The organism is Modestobacter sp. L9-4 (genome assembly GCF_019112525.1).
Lineage (GTDB): Bacteria > Actinomycetota > Actinomycetes > Mycobacteriales > Geodermatophilaceae > Modestobacter.
In genome coordinates this window covers 2,755,539-2,772,099 of record NZ_CP077800.1, presented here as the reverse complement: position 1 = coordinate 2,772,099, position 16,561 = coordinate 2,755,539, and the positions used below count along the sequence as shown (strand labels likewise).

General features: G+C 73.9%; 15 protein-coding genes and 1 riboswitch. Of the genes, 6 read left to right on the top strand and 9 right to left on the bottom strand.

What is annotated here, in order from left to right; genetic code table 11:
• Window positions 1-2: 2 nt before the first annotated feature.
• The gene (locus KUM42_RS13045; RefSeq protein WP_237492914.1) at window positions 3-992 is read right to left on the bottom strand and encodes an aldo/keto reductase; all 990 of its coding nucleotides are present in this window, start codon (window positions 990-992) and stop codon (window positions 3-5) included.
• Window positions 993-1,055: 63 nt separating this feature from the next.
• Here KUM42_RS13045 and KUM42_RS13040 point away from each other — a divergent pair, with 63 nt between their 5' ends.
• The 3 genes from KUM42_RS13040 (at window position 1,056) to KUM42_RS13030 (ending at window position 2,999) form a co-directional block, all read left to right on the top strand.
• The gene (locus KUM42_RS13040; protein WP_237492912.1) at window positions 1,056-1,616 is read left to right on the top strand and encodes a histidine phosphatase family protein; all 561 of its coding nucleotides are present in this window, start codon (window positions 1,056-1,058) and stop codon (window positions 1,614-1,616) included.
• Between the two features lie 79 nt (window positions 1,617-1,695).
• Window positions 1,696-2,262: a bifunctional adenosylcobinamide kinase/adenosylcobinamide-phosphate guanylyltransferase gene (cobU, locus tag KUM42_RS13035; RefSeq protein ID WP_237492910.1), complete on the top strand. Its 567-nt coding sequence runs from the start codon at window positions 1,696-1,698 to the stop codon at window positions 2,260-2,262.
• 38 nt (window positions 2,263-2,300) lie between these two features.
• Window positions 2,301-2,999 (top strand): adenosylcobinamide-GDP ribazoletransferase, encoded by a 699-nt coding sequence (locus KUM42_RS13030; protein ID WP_237492908.1) that lies wholly within the window; start codon window positions 2,301-2,303, stop codon window positions 2,997-2,999.
• A 2-nt stretch (window positions 3,000-3,001) separates the two neighbouring features.
• On the opposite strand, the gene KUM42_RS13025 is transcribed toward KUM42_RS13030, so the two are convergent.
• Genes KUM42_RS13025 through KUM42_RS13015 form a run of 3 tightly spaced genes read right to left on the bottom strand, consistent with a single transcriptional unit; the run spans window position 3,002 to window position 4,781 of the window.
• A complete protein-coding gene (locus KUM42_RS13025) occupies window positions 3,002-3,286 on the bottom strand; it encodes a MoaD/ThiS family protein (RefSeq protein WP_237492906.1) in 285 nt (94 codons plus the stop codon).
• Window positions 3,283-4,362, bottom strand: a complete 1,080-nt coding sequence (locus KUM42_RS13020; protein WP_237492904.1) for a glycoside hydrolase — start codon at window positions 4,360-4,362, stop codon at window positions 3,283-3,285. The genes KUM42_RS13025 and KUM42_RS13020 overlap by 4 nt, the downstream gene beginning before the upstream one ends.
• A 44-nt stretch (window positions 4,363-4,406) precedes the next feature.
• Window positions 4,407-4,781, bottom strand: coding sequence for a VOC family protein (locus KUM42_RS13015; RefSeq protein ID WP_237492903.1), 375 nt, complete (start codon window positions 4,779-4,781; stop codon window positions 4,407-4,409).
• Between the two features lie 60 nt (window positions 4,782-4,841).
• Between KUM42_RS13015 and KUM42_RS13010 the strand changes: the two genes are divergently transcribed.
• On the top strand, window positions 4,842-5,288 hold the full coding sequence (locus KUM42_RS13010; protein ID WP_237492902.1) for a MarR family winged helix-turn-helix transcriptional regulator: 447 nt from the start codon (window positions 4,842-4,844) through the stop codon (window positions 5,286-5,288).
• 67 nt (window positions 5,289-5,355) lie between these two features.
• Here the strand turns inward: KUM42_RS13010 and KUM42_RS13005 are convergent, their stop codons facing one another.
• Window positions 5,356-6,876 carry an NAD(P)/FAD-dependent oxidoreductase gene (locus tag KUM42_RS13005; RefSeq protein WP_255557502.1) on the bottom strand — a complete coding sequence of 507 codons (1,521 nt, stop codon included), beginning with the start codon at window positions 6,874-6,876 and terminating at the stop codon, window positions 5,356-5,358.
• Window positions 6,877-7,083: 207 nt separating this feature from the next.
• Window positions 7,084-10,707 carry a cobaltochelatase subunit CobN gene (cobN, locus tag KUM42_RS13000; RefSeq protein WP_237492897.1) on the bottom strand — a complete coding sequence of 1,208 codons (3,624 nt, stop codon included), beginning with the start codon at window positions 10,705-10,707 and terminating at the stop codon, window positions 7,084-7,086.
• Between the two features lie 53 nt (window positions 10,708-10,760).
• Window positions 10,761-10,828: riboswitch (cobalamin riboswitch) on the bottom strand.
• A 108-nt stretch (window positions 10,829-10,936) separates the two neighbouring features.
• Between cobN and KUM42_RS12995 the strand changes: the two genes are divergently transcribed.
• Window positions 10,937-12,376, top strand: coding sequence for an MFS transporter (locus KUM42_RS12995; protein ID WP_237492896.1), 1,440 nt, complete (start codon window positions 10,937-10,939; stop codon window positions 12,374-12,376).
• Window positions 12,377-12,379: 3 nt separating this feature from the next.
• On the opposite strand, the gene KUM42_RS12990 is transcribed toward KUM42_RS12995, so the two are convergent.
• Window positions 12,380-13,411 carry an ornithine cyclodeaminase gene (locus KUM42_RS12990; RefSeq protein WP_237492894.1) on the bottom strand — a complete coding sequence of 344 codons (1,032 nt, stop codon included), beginning with the start codon at window positions 13,409-13,411 and terminating at the stop codon, window positions 12,380-12,382.
• 103 nt (window positions 13,412-13,514) lie between these two features.
• Between KUM42_RS12990 and KUM42_RS12985 the strand changes: the two genes are divergently transcribed.
• Window positions 13,515-13,946: an Lrp/AsnC family transcriptional regulator gene (locus KUM42_RS12985; RefSeq protein ID WP_237492892.1), complete on the top strand. Its 432-nt coding sequence runs from the start codon at window positions 13,515-13,517 to the stop codon at window positions 13,944-13,946.
• A 6-nt stretch (window positions 13,947-13,952) separates the two neighbouring features.
• On the opposite strand, the gene KUM42_RS12980 is transcribed toward KUM42_RS12985, so the two are convergent.
• Window positions 13,953-14,507 carry an FKBP-type peptidyl-prolyl cis-trans isomerase gene (locus KUM42_RS12980; protein ID WP_237492890.1) on the bottom strand — a complete coding sequence of 185 codons (555 nt, stop codon included), beginning with the start codon at window positions 14,505-14,507 and terminating at the stop codon, window positions 13,953-13,955.
• Window positions 14,508-14,628: 121 nt separating this feature from the next.
• Window positions 14,629-16,443, bottom strand: a complete 1,815-nt coding sequence (locus KUM42_RS12975; RefSeq protein ID WP_237492889.1) for a family 43 glycosylhydrolase — start codon at window positions 16,441-16,443, stop codon at window positions 14,629-14,631.
• Window positions 16,444-16,561: the final 118 nt, after the last annotated feature.

The window sequence follows — 16,561 nt, the reverse complement described above, 5'->3', positions numbered from 1 at the left end:
GCTCAGATCCCCAGCCGGCTGCGCAGCCGGTCGGCCTGCTCCCGCACCGTGTCACCGGCCGTGCGCACCGCGGAGGCCGGCGTGAAGGCCCGGGCAGCGGCGGTGAGCGCGCTCCGCTCGCCGTCGGTGAGCTCCAGGTCGGCCGCCGCGACGTTGGACTCCAGCTGCTCGACGCTGGACGCCCCGGGGATCACCACCACCTGCGGCTGGCTGATCAGCCAGGCCAGCGCGACCTGCGCCGGCCTCGCGTCGTGGGCGTCGGCGACCTCGCGCAGGACGGCGAGCAGCGGCTCGGCCCGGCGCAGGTTCTCGGTGCCGAACAGCGGGTTGGTGGCCCGCACGCCGCCGGGCCGGTTCTCCGCCGAGTACCGGCCGCCCAGCAGCCCCTGGGCCAGCGGGCTGTAGGCGATGACCATGCGGCCCTCCCGCTCGGCGAAGGGCACCAGGTCCTCCAGCGGCCCGGCCGAGGCGAGGGAGAAGCGCACCTGGTTGCTGACCACCGGCCGGCCCAGTGCGGTGTCGACGGCCCGCCAGCGGTCCAGGGAGTAGTTGGAGACGCCGACCGCGCCGATCCGCCCCTCCTCGAGCAGGGTGCGCAGGCCGGGCATGACCACCGAGTCCGGGACGAGCGGGTTGGGCCAGTGCACCTGGTAGAGCGGGATGCGGTCCAGCTGCAGGCGGCGGGCGCTGCCCTCGGCCCGGTTCCGGACGACGGCCGGCAGCGGCGCGACCGGGAAGAACTTGCTGGCCACCACCACCTCGGCCCGCTCGTCGCCCAGCGCCTCGCCCAGGATCCGCTCGCTCTTGCCCGTGCCGTAGACCTCGGCGGTGTCGAAGAGGGTGACGCCCAGCTCACGGGCCCGGCGCACGATGTCCCGGGCGCCGCCGGAGGCGTAGGTGTCGCCGTAGCCCCACTCGCGGGAGCCGAACTGCCAGGTGCCCAGTCCCACCCGGCTGACCTGACCGAGACCGTCGACGTCGAGGGAGCGCATGGCCGCAGTGTCGTCGCCCGCCGCCCGCACCGCTGTCCGGCGGCCACATACGCTGACCCGACCATGGCCGCACCGACCCTCCTGCTCGTCCGCCACGGCCAGAGCGAGTGGAACGCCGCCGGGCGCATGCAGGGCCAGACGCCCGGCATCCCGCTCACCGAGCTGGGGCACCAGCAGGCAGCGGCCGCCGCCGCCGAGCTGGCCGCGCTCACCCGGGACGGCGCCGGCCCCGGGGCGCTGGTCTCCAGCGACCTGCTGCGGGCCGTGCAGACCGCCGAGCACTGCGCCGCCGCGACCGGGCTGGCGTTCGCCACCACCCCCGAACTGCGCGAGCAGGGCTACGGGGTGCTCGAGGGCCGCCCGTCCCGCGAGCTGTGGGACGTCGTCGACTGGACCGACGTGCACTGGTCCGCCGAGGGCGGGGAGAGCCTGGCCCAGCTGCACGCCCGGGTGTCGGCGTACCTGACCGCCCTGCGGGCCGACCCGCCGGCGGACGTCGTCGCGCTGGTCACCCACGGGGACACGATCCGCGCCGTCCAGGCGGTCGCCGCCGGGCTCGGCCCCGACGCGATGCCCGCGGTCACCCCGCACAACGGCACGGTCACCCGGCTGGTGCTGACGTGAGCGTCGCGATGACGACGGGCGAGCGAGCATCGCAGGGAGCGCCAGCGACCGAGGAGCGGAACGAGTCCGGAGACGAGCCATGAGCAGGGTGCTGGTGCTGGGCGGGTCCCGGTCGGGGAAGTCCGCGCACGCCGAGACGCTGCTGGAGAGCTGGGACGACGTCACCTACCTGGCCACCTCCCAGGTCGACTCCGCCGACACCGAGTGGGCCGCCCGGGTCGCCACCCACCGGGCCCGCCGCCCGGCGCACTGGCGCACGGTGGAGACCACCGCCCCCTCCGAGCTGGTGCGCGCCGGCGCGGTGCTGGTCGACAGCGTCACCACCTGGGTGGCCGCGTTCATGGACGAGGCGGGCATCTGGGACGTCGCAGAGGACGCCGGTGCGCACGCCGCCGACCGCTCCCCCGCCGCCGCCGTCGCCGCCCGGGAGCGGCTCGACGAGCGCTGCGACGCGCTGGTCAGCAACTGGGTGATGACCCCGGCGCACGTGGTCGCCGTCAGCGACGAGGTGGGCCTGGGGGTGGTGCCCGAGACGCGCGCCGGGCGGCTGTTCCGGGACACCCTGGGCACGGTCAACCAGCGGCTGGCCGCGACCGCCGACGAGGTGTGGTTCGTCGTCGCCGGCCTCCCCCAGCGCCTGCGGTGACGCGCCGCCCCTGGACCGGGCCCGCCGAATCGTTCGCGATGCTGTCGATCGCCCGGGTGCCGGCGGCCGAGACCGCGCGCGGGGTGCTCCCCTGGGCGCCGCTGGTCGGCCTGGTGCTGGGCGCGCTCGCGACCGCCGTCGGCTGGCTCGGCGCCCGCTACGGCGAGCCGCTGATCGGTGCGGTGCTGGCGGTCGCCGTCCTCGCGGCACTGACCCGCGGTCTGCACCTGGACGGTCTCGCCGACACCGCCGACGGCCTGGGCCCGCTGCGCGGTCGGGAGCGGGCACTGGCGGTGATGCGTGCCGGGGACGTCGGCCCGTTCGGTGTGGTCACCCTGGTGCTCGCGCTGCTGCTGCAGGTCGTCTGCCTGGCCCCGCTGCTCGACGTGGACGGCGGCTGGACGGCGCTGCCCGCGGCCACGGTCGCCGCCCGGGTCGCGATGGCCCGCACCGGGCTGCCCGGCACCGCGATCGCCGCGGGGTCCTCGCTGGGGCAGGCCGTGGCCGGCACCGTCTCCCGCCGCTGGCTGGCCGGCGCCGCGCTGGTCACCCTGGCCGCCGCGGCCGCCGTCGACCCGCTGCTCGCCGTCGCCGTCGTCCTCGGCTGGGGCGCGGCCGAGCTGCTGCGCCGTCGGGCGAGCGCGCGGCTGGGCGGGGTGAACGGCGACGTGATGGGCGCCCTCGGCGAGGTCACCGCGACGGTCACGCTGCTGGTCGCGGCCCTGCTGCTGACCTGAGGTCAGCCGCCGGCGACGGACTGCACGACCATCACCTCCACCCCGGCCGGCACCTCGGTGGCCAGTCCGGACAGCCGGCGCACCTCCTCGTCGCCGACGTAGACGTTGACGAACCGGCGCAGCGCACCGGTCTCGTCCCGCACCCGCCGGCCGAACACCGGGTGGTCGGCGGCCAGCGCGTCCAGCAGTGCCCCGACGGTCACCGGCGCGGCCAGGTCGAGGGTCACCGACGTCCGGCCGCCGGTGCAGTCGGCGAGCATCCGCGGCAGCCGCACCGGCACGTTCACGGCAGCACCGCGGCCCGCACGCACAGCACGTCGGGCAGGTGCCCGGCGACGTGGGTGAACGACTCCCCCTCGTCCGCGCTGGCGTAGACGTCGCCGCCGCGGGTGCCCAGGTAGACGCCCGCCCGGTCGCCGCCGTCCACGCAGGCGGCGTCCCGCAGCACCGCGTTGAACTCGACGTCGGGCAGCCCGGCGCGCAGCTCCCGCCAGGTCTCCCCCGCGTCGTCGCTGCGGTGCACCGCCAGCCGGCCGCCCGGCGGCACCCGCTCCCCGTCGGCGACCAGCGGCACCACCCAGATCGTGCCGCCGCGGGAGGGGTGGGCGAGCATCACGAACCCGAAGTCCGAGGGCAGCCCGTCGGCGATCGAGGTCCAGGTGTCGCCGTCGTCGTCGGAGCGGTACACGCCGTGGTGGTTCTGCGCGTACAGCCGGCGCGGGTCGGCGGCGTCCCGGGCGATCTTGTGCACGCACTGGCCGAACTCGGGTGCGGGACCGGGCATGAAGTACGCGCCGATGCCGCCGTTGCGCGGCCGCCAGGAACCGCCGCCGTCCGTCGTCCGGTAGACGCCGCCGGTGCTCATCGCCACGTGCACCGTGCCGCCGGGCCCGGGGACGACGGAGTGCGCGGCCGCCCCGCCGTAGCCGGCACCCCACTCGGTGCGGTGCGGGTGGTCCCACAGCCCGCGCTCCAGGGCGAAGGAGCAGCCGCCGTCCTCGGACCGCCAGACCGAGATCGGCTCGCAGCCGGCCCACACGACGCCGGGACGGTCGGCGGAGTCCGGCTGCAGCTGCCAGATCCGCTCCACCGCCGCCCCGGTGTCGGCCGGGAAGCGGATCGCCCCGCCCGGCGGCTCGTCCCAGGTGAGGCCGAGGTCGTCGGAGTGCACGACGGTGGGCCCGAAGTGCTCCGAGCGCACCCCGACCATCAGCCGGGTGCGCCCGGCACGGACGTCGATGCCCACGCTGGGCACCTCGGTCATCAGGAAGTGCGGCGCGGAGAGCGACCAGCTGCGCCGGTCCTCACTCGTCGCGAGCCAGAGCCCCTTGCGGGTGCCGATCGCCAGCAGCGTGGTGGTCATGCACCTGGAGACCCCCGGGAGCCGGTGAACTCATCGGCGGGGGCTCAGGCGCGGTCGTGGACGGTCACGGCGTAGCCGTCCGGGTCGGCGAAGGTGAACGTGCGGCCGAAGGGGCCGTCCACCGGCTCGGCGAGCACCGGGACCCCGGCGGCGGCCAGCTCGTCGTGCAGCGCCTGAGCGTCGTCGGCGTGCAGCCACAACGCCACCCCGGCGCCGGGCCGGGGGCTGATCGCGTCGAGGTCGACGCCGGGCTGGGGCTCGCGCACGGCGAAGGCGATCGGGCTGGTGGAGAAGACGATGGCGTGCGGCGGGGCGACCGGTGCGCGCCGCAGCCCCAGTCGCTTCTCGTAGAAGGTCGCCGCGGCATCGAGGTCGCGCACCTGCAGGGCGATGAAGTCGGGTCCGGTCACCGTGGGCATGTCGTCCTCCTGGTCGATGTCAACTTCCTGACATCGACCACCGTATGTCAGAATCCTGACATGGCGCAAGGGGTCGAGCTCGACACGTCGGTGGGCTACGCCCTCAAGCAGGCGGCGGCCGCACTGCGGACGGCGATGGAGACGGCACTGCGCCCGTTGGACCTGAACGTCACCCAGTACGCCTGCCTGGAGCTGCTGGGCCAGCGGCCCGGGCTCTCGGCCGCCGAACTGGCCCGGGGGGTCTTCGTCACCCGCCAGTCCATGCAGACGGTGCTCGCCGGGCTGGCCGATCGCGGCCTGCTGGCCCGGCCCACCACCGCACCGCAGGGGCGCGCGCTGCCCACCGCGCTCACGCCGGACGGCGCGCAGCTGCTCACGCGAGCCAGCAGCGCCGTCGCCGCGGTCGAGCAGCGGATGCTGGTCGCGCTGCCCGCCGGTTCCGCGGGCCGGCTGCAGGGCGACCTGCTCGCCTGCACCGCCGCCCTGGCCGACGACCGACCCAGCTGAACGAGGAGACCCCGCCCTGCACCCGGTGGACGGGCGCGGGACGGGGTCTCCTGTCGTCAGTCCGCCGTCAGCGGTCGGCCTCGCGGTCGGCCGGCCCCTGCTCGTGGTAGTCCTCCTCGACGTTGACGTCCCACACGTCGTGGTGCGCCCCGTCGGCGATGTTCTGCACGGTCATCAGTGCGGTGAGCATCGAGTGGTCCTGGTTGTTGTAGCGGAACATGCCGTTGCGCCCGACCGGGTGCAGGTTCGGCGTGTTCGCCTCGATCCAGCGGCGGATGACCTCGACGTTGTCCTTGTAGTCCGCTGTGTAGAACGGGTAGGCCTTCGGCATCCGGACGACGAAGCCGCGCTCGACGTCCGCGGCCTTGGCCAGCCCGAGGTGCTCGAGCTCCCGGCCACCCTGGGCGATGAGGTCCTCGTCGGAGCGGTTCCAGACCTCGTCGCCGACGTTGACGAAGAACTCCAGGCCCAGACAGGTGCGCCCGTCCTTGACCAGGTACGGCGACCACGACCCGAAGTTCTGGATCCGCCCGACCTGCACCTCCGGGGAGTGGATGTAGATCCAGTTGTCCGGGAACCCGGCCTCGACCGGGAGCACCAGGGCCACGGTGAGGAAGTCGCGGTACTTGAGCGCGTCGGCGGCGGCGAGCACCTCGGCCGGCGGGGCCGGGTCCAGGGCCTTCACCAGGGAGGAGAACGGCATCGAGGAGATGACGTGGTCGGCCGGGTAGTCGTGCTCCGCGCCGATGTCGGTGCGGGTGGCCTCCGGCGCGCCCGCACCCGGGCCGTAGCCACCGGTGACGACCGTGGTCAGGCCGGTGACGCCGCGGCCGGGCTCCCAGTGCACGGTGCTGACCTTCTGCTCCATGACCACCGTGCCGCCGCCGGACTCCACCTTGTCCCGAGCGGCCTCCCACATCATCCCCGGGCCGTACTTGGGGTACTGGAACTCCTCGATCAGCGAGGTGATCGAGGTCTGCTTGCGCTTGGGCGTCAGCGCGTTGATCACCGCGCCGGTGAGCGAGAGGTTCTTGATCCGCTGGGCGGCGAAGTCGGCCGGCAGCTTGTCGACCGGCACACCCCACAGCTTCTCGTTGTAGGTCTTGAAGAAGTGCTGGTACAGCCGCTGACCGAAGCGCGCCACGATCCAGCCCTCGAGGGTGTCCTCCTGCGGCCGGCGGACCTTGGCGGCCAGGTAGGAGGCCACCGAGCGCACGGCCTCGACCGGGCCGAGGTTGCGCAGCGCGTTGGAGGCCTTGAGCGGGTAGTCGTAGAGCTTGCCGTCGTAGAAGATCCGGCTCATCCGCGGCCGCAGCAGGAAGTCCTCGTCCGGGAGGATCTCGTGCCACAGCGCCTCGACCTCGGGCACCTTCGTGAAGAAGCGGTGCCCACCGATGTCGAAGCGCCACCCCTCCCGCTCCGCGGTGCGGCTGATCCCGCCCACGATCGCGTCGCCCTCGACGACCGTCACCGGCACGTGGCGCTTGGTGAGCTCGTAGGCGGCGGTGAGGCCTGCCGGGCCCGCCCCGATCACCACCACGTTCATCGGATCGGCCTGCGTCATGCGTTGCGTTCCCCTCGGTAGCACGGACCGGGTCGTCCACCCGGTCCTCCCCGGTTGTCCCGGGCGACTGTCTCCAACGTAGCGATGACGGCGCCGCCACCCGTGGCGGGCGCGTCGGTGCGGTGCCGGCGTGGACCAGGTCACCTGCTCGGGGTCCGTCCTCCCGCACCTGCGCAGGTGCGGGAGGACGCCCTCCGGTCAGGGGACCTGATCGCGGTCACCGGACCCCGGTCAGGTGCGGGCGCCCGCCTGGGCGGGGGTGTCCCCGCCCTCCAGGTCGCCCTCGGTGTCCAGGTAGGCCTGCTGCAGCTCGGCCAGCAGCGCCGGGTCGGGCTCGGCCCACAGCTTGCGGTCGACGGCCTCCAGCAGCCGCTCCGCGATGCCGTGCAGCGCCCAGGGGTTCGACTCCTCCATGAACGCCCGGTTCTCCGGGTCGAGCACGTAGGACTGCGCGAGCTTCTCGTACATCCAGTCGGCGACCACGCCGGTGGTGGCGTCGTAGCCGAACAGGTAGTCCACCGTCGCGGCCATCTCGAAGGCGCCCTTGTAGCCGTGCCGGCGCATCGCGGCCAGCCACTTGGGGTTGACCACCCGCGCCCGGAACACGCGGGAGGTCTCCTCGACCAGCGAGCGGGTGCGCACGTGCTCCGGGCGCGTGGAGTCACCGATGTAGGCCTTGGGCGAGGTGCCGGTCAGCGCACGGACGGTGGCGACCATGCCGCCGTGGTACTGGAAGTAGTCGTCGGAGTCGGCGATGTCGTGCTCGCGGGTGTCGATGTTCTTCGCCGCGACCGCGATCCGCCGGTAGGAGGTCTCCATGTCCCCGCGCGCCGCGACGCCGTCCAGACCGCGGCCGTAGGCGTAGCCGCCCCAGACCGCGTAGACCTCGGCCAGGTCGGCGTCGGTGCGCCAGTCCCGGCTGTCGATCAGCGACAGCAACCCGGCCCCGTAGGCGCCCGGCTTGGAGCCGAACACCCGGGTGGTGGCCCGCCGGCGGTCGCCGTGCTCGGCGACGTCGGCGTCCACGTGCGCCTTGACGAAGTTCTGCTCCGGCGTCTCGTCCAGGCCCGCGGCCAGGGTGACGGCGTCGTCGAGCATCGTCACCACGTGCGGGAAGGCGTCCCGGAAGAACCCGGAGATGCGCACCGTGACGTCGATCCGCGGCCGGCCCAGCTCCCCGAGCGGGATGGGCTCCAGCTTCGTCACCCGGCGGGACGCCTCGTCCCAGACCGGCCGGACGCCGAGCAGCGCCAGCACCTGCGCGACGTCGTCGCCGGAGGTGCGCATCGCCGAGGTGCCCCACACCGAGAGACCCACCGAGCGCGGGTGCTCCCCGGTCTCGGAGACGTAGCGCTCGACGAGGGACTCGGCCAGGCCCTGCCCGGTCTCCCAGGCCAGCCGGGAGGGCACCGCGCGCGGGTCGACGGAGTAGAAGTTGCGCCCGGTCGGCAGCACGTTGACCAGCCCGCGCAGCGGCGAGCCCGAGGGGCCGGCCGGCACGTAGCCGCCGTCCAGGGCGTGCAGGGCCATGTCGATCTCGTCGGTGGTCCTGGCCAGTCGCGGGACGACCTCGGCGACGGCGAAGTCCAGCACCCGGCTGACCTCGGCGTGCGGGCCGCCCAGCACCTCGGCCACGGTGGGCTCGACGGCCTCGGCGGTCCAGCCGGCCGCCTCCATCGCGGTGACCAGGGCCAGCGCGCGGGCCTCGACCTCGTCGGTCTCGTGCAGCCCGGCCGAGCCGTCCTCGACCAGGCCGAGGGCCTCGCGCAGCCCCGGCATGGCGACCGAGCCGCCCCAGATCTGCCGGGCCCGCAGGATCGCCAGCACCAGGCCGACGCGGGCGTCGCCCTCGGGCGGGGAGCCGAAGACGTGCAGGCCGTCGCGGATCTGGCTGTCCTTGATGGCGCACAGCCAGCCGTCGACGTGCAGGATCATCTCGTCGAACTCGGCGTCGTGCGGCCGGTCGTCCAGGCCCAGGTCGTGGTCGAGCTTGGCGGCCTGGATCAGCGTCCAGATCTGCTGCCGGACGGCGGGCAGCTTCGGCGGGTCCATCGCGGCGATGTTGGCGTGCTCGTCGAGCAGCTGCTCGAGCCGGGCGATGTCGCCGTAGGTCCCCGCGCGGGCCATCGGCGGCACCATGTGGTCGATGAGCACCGCGTGCGCCCGGCGCTTGGCCTGGCTGCCCTCGCCCGGGTCGTTGACCAGGAACGGGTAGACCATCGGCAGGTCGCCCAGGGCGGCGTCCGGCGCACACGACGCCGACAGCCCGACGGTCTTGCCGGGCATCCACTCCAGGTTGCCGTGCTTGCCCATGTGCACGACCGCGTGCGCGCCGAAGGACGAGCGCAGCCAGTGGTAGGCGGCCAGGTAGTGGTGGCTGGGCGGCAGGTCGGGGTCGTGGTAGATCGCGATCGGGTTCTCCCCGAACCCGCGCGGGGGCTGCACCATCACCACGACGTTGCCGGCGCGCAGGGCGGCGAAGACGATGCAGTCGTCGGTCGGGTCCACGAACAGCTCACCCGGCGGCGGCCCCCAGTGCTCGACCATCCGGTCGGCCAGCTCGGCGGGCAGGGTGTCGAAGAAGCGGCGGTACTCCGCGGCCGGGATGCGCACCGGGTTGCCCGACAGCTGCTCGGCCGTGAGCCAGTCCGGGTCCTGGCCGCCGGCCTCGATCAGGGCGTGCACCAGCGCGTCGCCGTCCAGGTCGGCGACGCCGGGGAACGAGCCCTCGCCGTCGAACGCCCCGATGTCGTAGCCCTGGCCGGCCATCGCGGCCAGCAGCCGGACCGTCGAGGCGGGGGTGTCCAGGCCGACCGCGTTGCCGATCCGCGCGTGCTTGGTCGGGTAGGCGCTCAGCATGATCACGATGCGCCGGTCGGCGGGGGCGGTGTGCCGCAGCCGGGCGTGCGCGACGGCGGTGCCGGCCACCCGGGCGGCCCGCTCGTGGTCGGCGACGTAGGAGGTGAGGCCCTCCTCGTCGACCTCCTTGAAGGAGAACGGCACGCTGATGATCCGGCCGTCGAACTCCGGGATCGCGACCTGGTTGCCCACGTCCAGCGGGGACAGCCCGTCGTCGCTGGCCGCCCAGGTGGCCCGCGGGGTGCCCAGCACCAGCCCCTGGATCACCGGGACGTCGAGCCGGGCGAGCTCGCCGACGTCCCAGGCGCCGTCGTCCCCGCCGGCCGACGCCGTGGCGGGCTTGGTGCCGCCGGCGGCGAGCACGGTGACGACCATGGCGTCGACGGTGCGCAGCACGTCGAGCATCTCCGGCGCCACCGATCGCAGCGAGGCGGTGTAGACCGGCACCGGCACGCCGCCGGCGCCCTCGATCGCCGCGCAGAGGTCGTGCACGAACGCGGTGTTCCCGGCCAGGTGGTGCGCCCGGTAGTAGAGGACGGCGACCCGCGGCCCGGTCGCGGTGCTCGGGCGCTCCAGCAGGCCCCAGTCCGGTGCGACGGCCGGGGCGTCGAAGCCCTCGCCGTCCAGCAGCACGGTGTCGGACAGGAAGCGGTGCAGCTGCACGATGTTGTCCGGGCCGCCCTGGGCCAGGTAGGCGTGCGCCTCGGTGGCCACGCCCATCGGCACGGTCGAGAGCCCCATCAGCTCCGCGTCGGGCAGCTGCTCGCCACCGAGCACGACCACCGGGACGCCGAGGGCCAGCAGCGGCGCGACCATGTCCTCGTACTTGCGGCGCGACCCCAGGATGCGGACGACGACGAGGTCGGTCCCGGCGGCGAACTCGGCCAGGTCGCCGGCGCGGTAGGGGTTGCCCAGCTTCCAGGAGGAGTCGCTGGCGCGGGCCGACAGCAGGTCGGTGTCGGAGGTGGACAGCAGGGTGAAGGTGCGTGAGCTCACGAGGTGGTGCCTCCCTCGGGGTCCGCGCCCCGGGTCGTCGGACACGGCAGCCGAGGTGTCTGGCTCCCTCCGTGCGGAGGTCACAGTGGCGGGACCGCGCCGGGCTCGCACCGGCTTCCCTGCTGCACTGCCGTGGTTGCCCCTGACGCTACCCGGCCGGGCAGCCCGCCCCCCTCATCGCCGGACAGCTCGTACCGTTGCATCGAGCAACGGAAGAGGTCCGACCCCGATGACACCCCGCCGCAAGACGCTGGTCCTGCTGATCTGCTGCCTGAGCCTGCTCATGGTCTCGATGGACAACACGATCGTGAACGTGGCGCTGCCCTCGATCCGCAGCGACCTCGGGGCGTCGCTGTCCGGCCTGCAGTGGACGATCGACGCCTACACGCTGGTGCTGGCCAGCCTGCTGATGCTGTCGGGCTCGACCGCCGACCGCCTCGGCCGCCGGCGCACCTTCCAGGTCGGCCTGGTGACGTTCACGGTCGGGTCGCTGCTGTGCAGCCTCGCCCCCGGGCTCGGCTGGCTGGTGGCCGCCCGGGCGCTGCAGGCGGTGGGTGGCTCGATGCTCAACCCCGTCGCGATGTCGATCATCACCAACGTCTTCACCGACGCCCGGGAGCGGGCCCGGGCGATCGGCGTGTGGGGTGCCGTCGTCGGGCTGTCGATGGCCCTGGGCCCGATCGTCGGGGGCGCGCTGACCGAGACGGTCGGCTGGCGGGCCATCTTCTGGATCAACGTCCCGGTCGGGGTGGCGGCGTTCGTGCTGGCCGCGGTCTTCGTGCCGGAGTCCCGGGCCGAGCGGCCCCGCCGTCCCGACCCGGTCGGCCAGCTGCTGGTCGCGATCACGCTGGCCACGGTGACCTACGCGATCATCGAGGGGCCGCGGCACGGGTGGGGCTCCCCCGTCATCGTGGCGCTGTTCCTGCTCGCCCTGCTGTCCCTGGCCGGGCTGCTGCGCTGGGAGCCGCGCCGCACCGACCCCCTGCTGGACCTGCGCTTCTTCCGCAGCGTGCCGTTCAGCTCGGCCACCCTCACCGCGGTCACCGCGTTCGGGGCCTTCGCCGCCTTCCTCTTCCTCAACACGCTGTACCTGCAGGGCTCGCGGGGCTACAGCGCCCTGGAGGCCGGGCTCTGCACCCTGCCGATGGCGCTGGCCACCTTCCTGCTCGCCCCCGTGTCGGGCCGGATCGTCGGCGCGCGCGGGGTGCGCGTCCCGCTCTACGTCGCCGGCGTCTGCATGGGCTCCGCCGCCGTGCTGCTCACCCGGATCACCCCGACCACCCCGCTGCTGTACCTGCTCGGCGCCTACCTCGTCTTCGGCATCGGCTTCGGGATGGTCAACGCACCGATCACCAACACCGCCGTCTCGGGCATGCCCCGGGCGCAGGCCGGGGTGGCGGCCGCGGTCGCCTCCACCAGCCGGCAGGTGGGTGCCTCGCTGGGCGTCGCGGTCGCGGGCTCGATCGCCGGGGCCACGACCGGCGTCATCGGCCCGGACTTCGCCGCCGCGACGCACCCGGCCTGGTGGCTGCTGGCCGGGTGCGGGCTGGTCGTCGTGCTGCTGTGCACGGCGGCGACCACCCGCCGGGCGCAGGCCAGCGCGCAGGCGACGGCCGCGCTGTTCGCCGGCGAGGACTCCCCCGCCCGGGAGCCCGTCGCCGCCCGCTGAACCTCAGACCCCGATCGGCGACAGCGCGCCGACCATCCCGAACAGGTCCTTGGGGTCCTCCGGCTCGGCCACCAGGTCGATGGCGGAGACCCAGGGCGTGCCGCGGACGGCGTCGCGCACGTAGCGCAGCCCGGAGAAGTCCTCGATCGCGAAGCCGACGGAGTCGAAGACGGTCACCTGCGCCGCCGACGTGCGCCCCGGCGCGCGCCCGGTGAGCACCTCCCAGAGCTCGGTCACCGGGGAGTCGGCCGGCAGCGCCTGGATCTCGCCCTCGACGCGGGTCTGCGGCGTGAACTCCACGAACACCGTGCCCCCGGTGAGGATGGCCGGGTCGAGCTCCGTCTTGCCCGGGCAGTCGCCGCCGATCGCGTTGACGTGCGTGCCCGGCTCGACCCACCCGGCCTCCAGCACCTGGGCACGCGCCTTGTCCGCGGTGCAGGTGGTGACGACGTCGGCGCCGCGGACGGCGTCCCGGGCGGAGGTGGCGACCCGGACGTCGAAGCCGAGCGGGGTCAGGTTGCGCACCAGCTTGGCCGTGGCCGCGGGGTCGGTGTCCCAGACGCTGACCTCCTCGATGCCCAGCGCCGTGCGCATGGCCAGCGCCTGGAACTCCGACTGGCTGCCCGCCCCGATCAGCGCCAGCCGCCGGGAGTCCGTCCGCGCCAGGGCGCGGGCGGCGACCGCGGAGGTGGCGGCGGTGCGCAGCGCGGTCAGCAGGGTCATCTCGGCCAGGAACACCGGGTAGCCGTTGTGCACCTCGGCCAGCGCGCCGAACGCGGTGACGGTCTGGAAGCCGCGGGCCGGGTTGTCCGGGTGGCCGTTGACGTACTTGAAGCCGTACAGCTCCCCGTCACTGGTGGGCATCAGCTCGATGACGCCGAAGGGCGTGTGGCTGGCCACCCGCGGCGTCTTGTCGAAGGACTCCCAGCGCGTGAAGTCCTCGGCCACGTACCGGGCGATCCCGGCGATGACCTGCTCGGGGCCGGTGGCCGCCACCCACCGCACCATGTCCCGCACGTCCACGAACTCGGTCATGGCGCAACGCTAGGGAGCCCGGCGGGTGCGCGTCGATGAGCGGACAGCGCGTTTCCGGCCGTCCCACCGACCGACCTGCGCAGCCCGTCTCTACCTTCTGCTCATGACGCCGCTGACCGAGCTGGACCGCCGCCTGCTCGCGGTCCTCCGCGAGGACGGCCGGGCCCCGGTCGCCGAGCTGGCCCGCCGCCTCGGCGTCACCCGGGCCACGGTCACCGCACGACTGGACCGGCTGGTCGCCGCCGGGGTGATCGTCGGGTTCACCGTGCGGGTGCGTGAGGACGCCGCGGACGGCGGGGTGCGCGCGGTGTCGCTGATCGAGGTGGCCGGCCGCTCCGCGGACGGGGTCATCGCCCGGCTCGGCGGGTTCCCGGAGATCGAGTCGCTGCACACCACCAACGGCGCGTGGGACCTGGTCGCCGAGGTGCGGGCGGCCGACCTGGCTGCCTTCGACGCCCTGCTGGACCGCATCCGCGCCGTCCCCGGGGTGCTGAACACCGCGACGAGCCTGCTGCTGACCTCCGTGCTGCGCTGATCCGCGTCAGCTCACCGAGACCAGGTCGATGAGGAAGACCAGAGTGGCGCCACCGGGGATCGGGCCCTGCCCGGACGGGCCGTAGCCCAGGTCGCTGGGGATGGTCACCATCCGGCGGCCGCCGACCTTCATCCCCTCGATGCCCTGGTCGAAGCCGGGGATGACCTGGCCGGCGCCCACGGTGACGGAGAACGTCTTGTCGTCGCCGCCGTTCCAGGAGGCGTCGAACTCGTCGCCGGACTCGTAGAAGGCGCCGACGTACTTCACCTCGGCGTCGGTGCCAGCGGCCGCCTCGGCGCCGGTGCCGACGACGACGTCGCTGAGGACCAGGTCGGTGGGGGCCGGGGCGGTGTAGCAGGGCGCCTCGGGCCGCACGGCGAGGTCGGTGGACACCCCGGCCGGGGCCGCACTGGTGGGCGCCTCGGCGAGACAGTCGGAGGCCGCGGCGGCGCTGGACCCCGCGGCCGCCGGCGAGGAGTCGTCCGTGCTGCCGCCGCAGGCGGCCAGGGACAGCGCGACGGCGGCGGTGAGGAGCAGGCGGGGGGCGGTGCGGCGGGTCATGGCAGGTCTCCTGGCCGAGTGGCGCTCGGGTGCTGGGGGCGGTCCCCCAGCAGACCACAGCCGCCGACGGCGGGCCGTCGGCGGCTGTGGCGTGCGCGGATGGAGCCTGCTCAGGGGGACGTCAGGAGACGTCCACCGCGTCGATCTCGGCGTAGAACGTGCCCCGGGTCAGCGTGACGGTGTTCCAGCCCTTCTTCAGGAGCACCTGGTGCTCGACCGTCGTCCAGTTGCCCCAGCGGGTGTACGGGAAGGTGACCGTGCCGGCCGCCGTGCCGTTCACCGAGACCGTGTCGGTCGACTGGACGGGGTAGCCGCCGCGGTCGGAGCCGTTGGCGAACCGGATGCCCAGCGTGGCCGGGCCGCCCTTCTCCGCGTACACCTGCAGCGAGACCGAGCTGTCGGCGAAGTCCATCCCGCCGACCTTCAGGCCGCCGGACGCGCCGCCGGCCCCGCCGATCGAGGCGTGGGTGACGACGCCGGCCTCGGCCTCGTAGCGGGTGGTCGTCGAGCCCGCGGGCGGGCCCTTCGGGTCGGGCACGTGGCTGGCGTCGTAGACGTCAAAGGCGTCGATCTCGGCGTAGAAGGTGGCCTTCGTCAGCGTGATCGTGTTGGTGCCCTTCTTCAGCTGGACGTCGACCTCGGCCATCCGCCAGTTGCCCCAGGTGGTGTGGGCGAAGGTGACCGTGCCGGCGCTGCGCCCGTTCACCGTCAGGGTGTCGGTCGCCGTCACCGGGGTGGCGCCGTCGGTGGACCCGTTCGTGTAGCGGATGCCCAGCGTCGCCGGGCCGGACTTCTCCGCCTGCACCGTCACGGTCACCGAGCTGTTCGTCGCGTCCATGCCGCCGACCTTGGCCAGCCCGGAGGCCGCGTCGTCGGGGGCCACGCGGGCGTTGACGACCTTCCCGGCCTCGGCCTGGTAGCGCACCGCGGCGTCGGCGACGACGGGCCCGGCGGCGGTCCAGTTGAGGTCGCTGACGTACATCGCGCGGTAGGAGTAGGTCGGGTCCCAGCCGTGGTAGACGATCGAGGTGCCGCCGTCGGGGTTGGTGATGACGTCCTGACCGCCGTAGCCGAGCACGTGGTCCTGGAACATCTCGCTGGTGACCAGCTCGGTCGTCGACTTCGTGTACGGCCCGGTGATGCTCGACGCGGTCGCGTACCCGGTGCGGTAGCCACCGCCACCGAAGTCGTTCGAGCTGTAGAAGAGGTAGTAGACGCCGTCGTGCTCCACCAGGGTCGGCGCCTCGACGACGTTGCCCTCCCAGGGCAGGTCGCGGCGGATCAGCTCCTTCGGGGGCCCGGTGAGCGTCGTGCCGTCCGCCGAGAGCGGCTGGATGTAGATGATCGCCGTCTTGCCGACGCAGCAGTTGCCGTCGGCCTTCCAGAGCAGGTACAGCTGGCCGTTCTCGGCGTAGGTCGTGGCGTCGATGGCGCCGCCGAGGTCGACGGTGTCGCGGGCACCGCTGGGGCAGACCAGCGGGTCGTTGCCCACGGGCAGGAACGGCCCGTCCGGCGAGGCCGACGTCGAGACACCGATGCACTGGCGACCCGAGGCGGCGTCGCGGGCGGTGTAGTACAGCGCGTAGCCGCCATCGACCGCGCTGACCTCGGGGGCCCACACGCAGTTGTCGGTGGCACCACCCGGGGCGAAGCTGCAGGCCCCGACCCACGGGCCCAGCGTCGGGGCCGCGTCGGGCTGCGGCGTCCAGTGCACGAGGTCGGTCGAGGTCTGGTGCTGGACGTTCTGGCCGTCGTTGTTGGTCGCGTAGGCGTGGTAGACGCCGTCGACCAGCAGGACGTCGGGGTCGGCGAAGTTGGCGTCGATGACGGGCTCGACCATCGACGTGGAGCCCGCGTGCGACGGTGGGGTGCCGGGTTGTCCCGGTGCGGCCTGGGCGGTGCCGGCCAGCGCGGGCGCCAGCAGGGTGAGGGCCATGAGGGCCCCTCCTGCGGCGAGGCGGCGGAGCGATACGGGTGACGACACTGTGACCCTCTCGGTGGATGTGCAGTTCTCGTGCGCGGAAGCGTGCACTCCTGTGCGTTAGCCGGTCAAT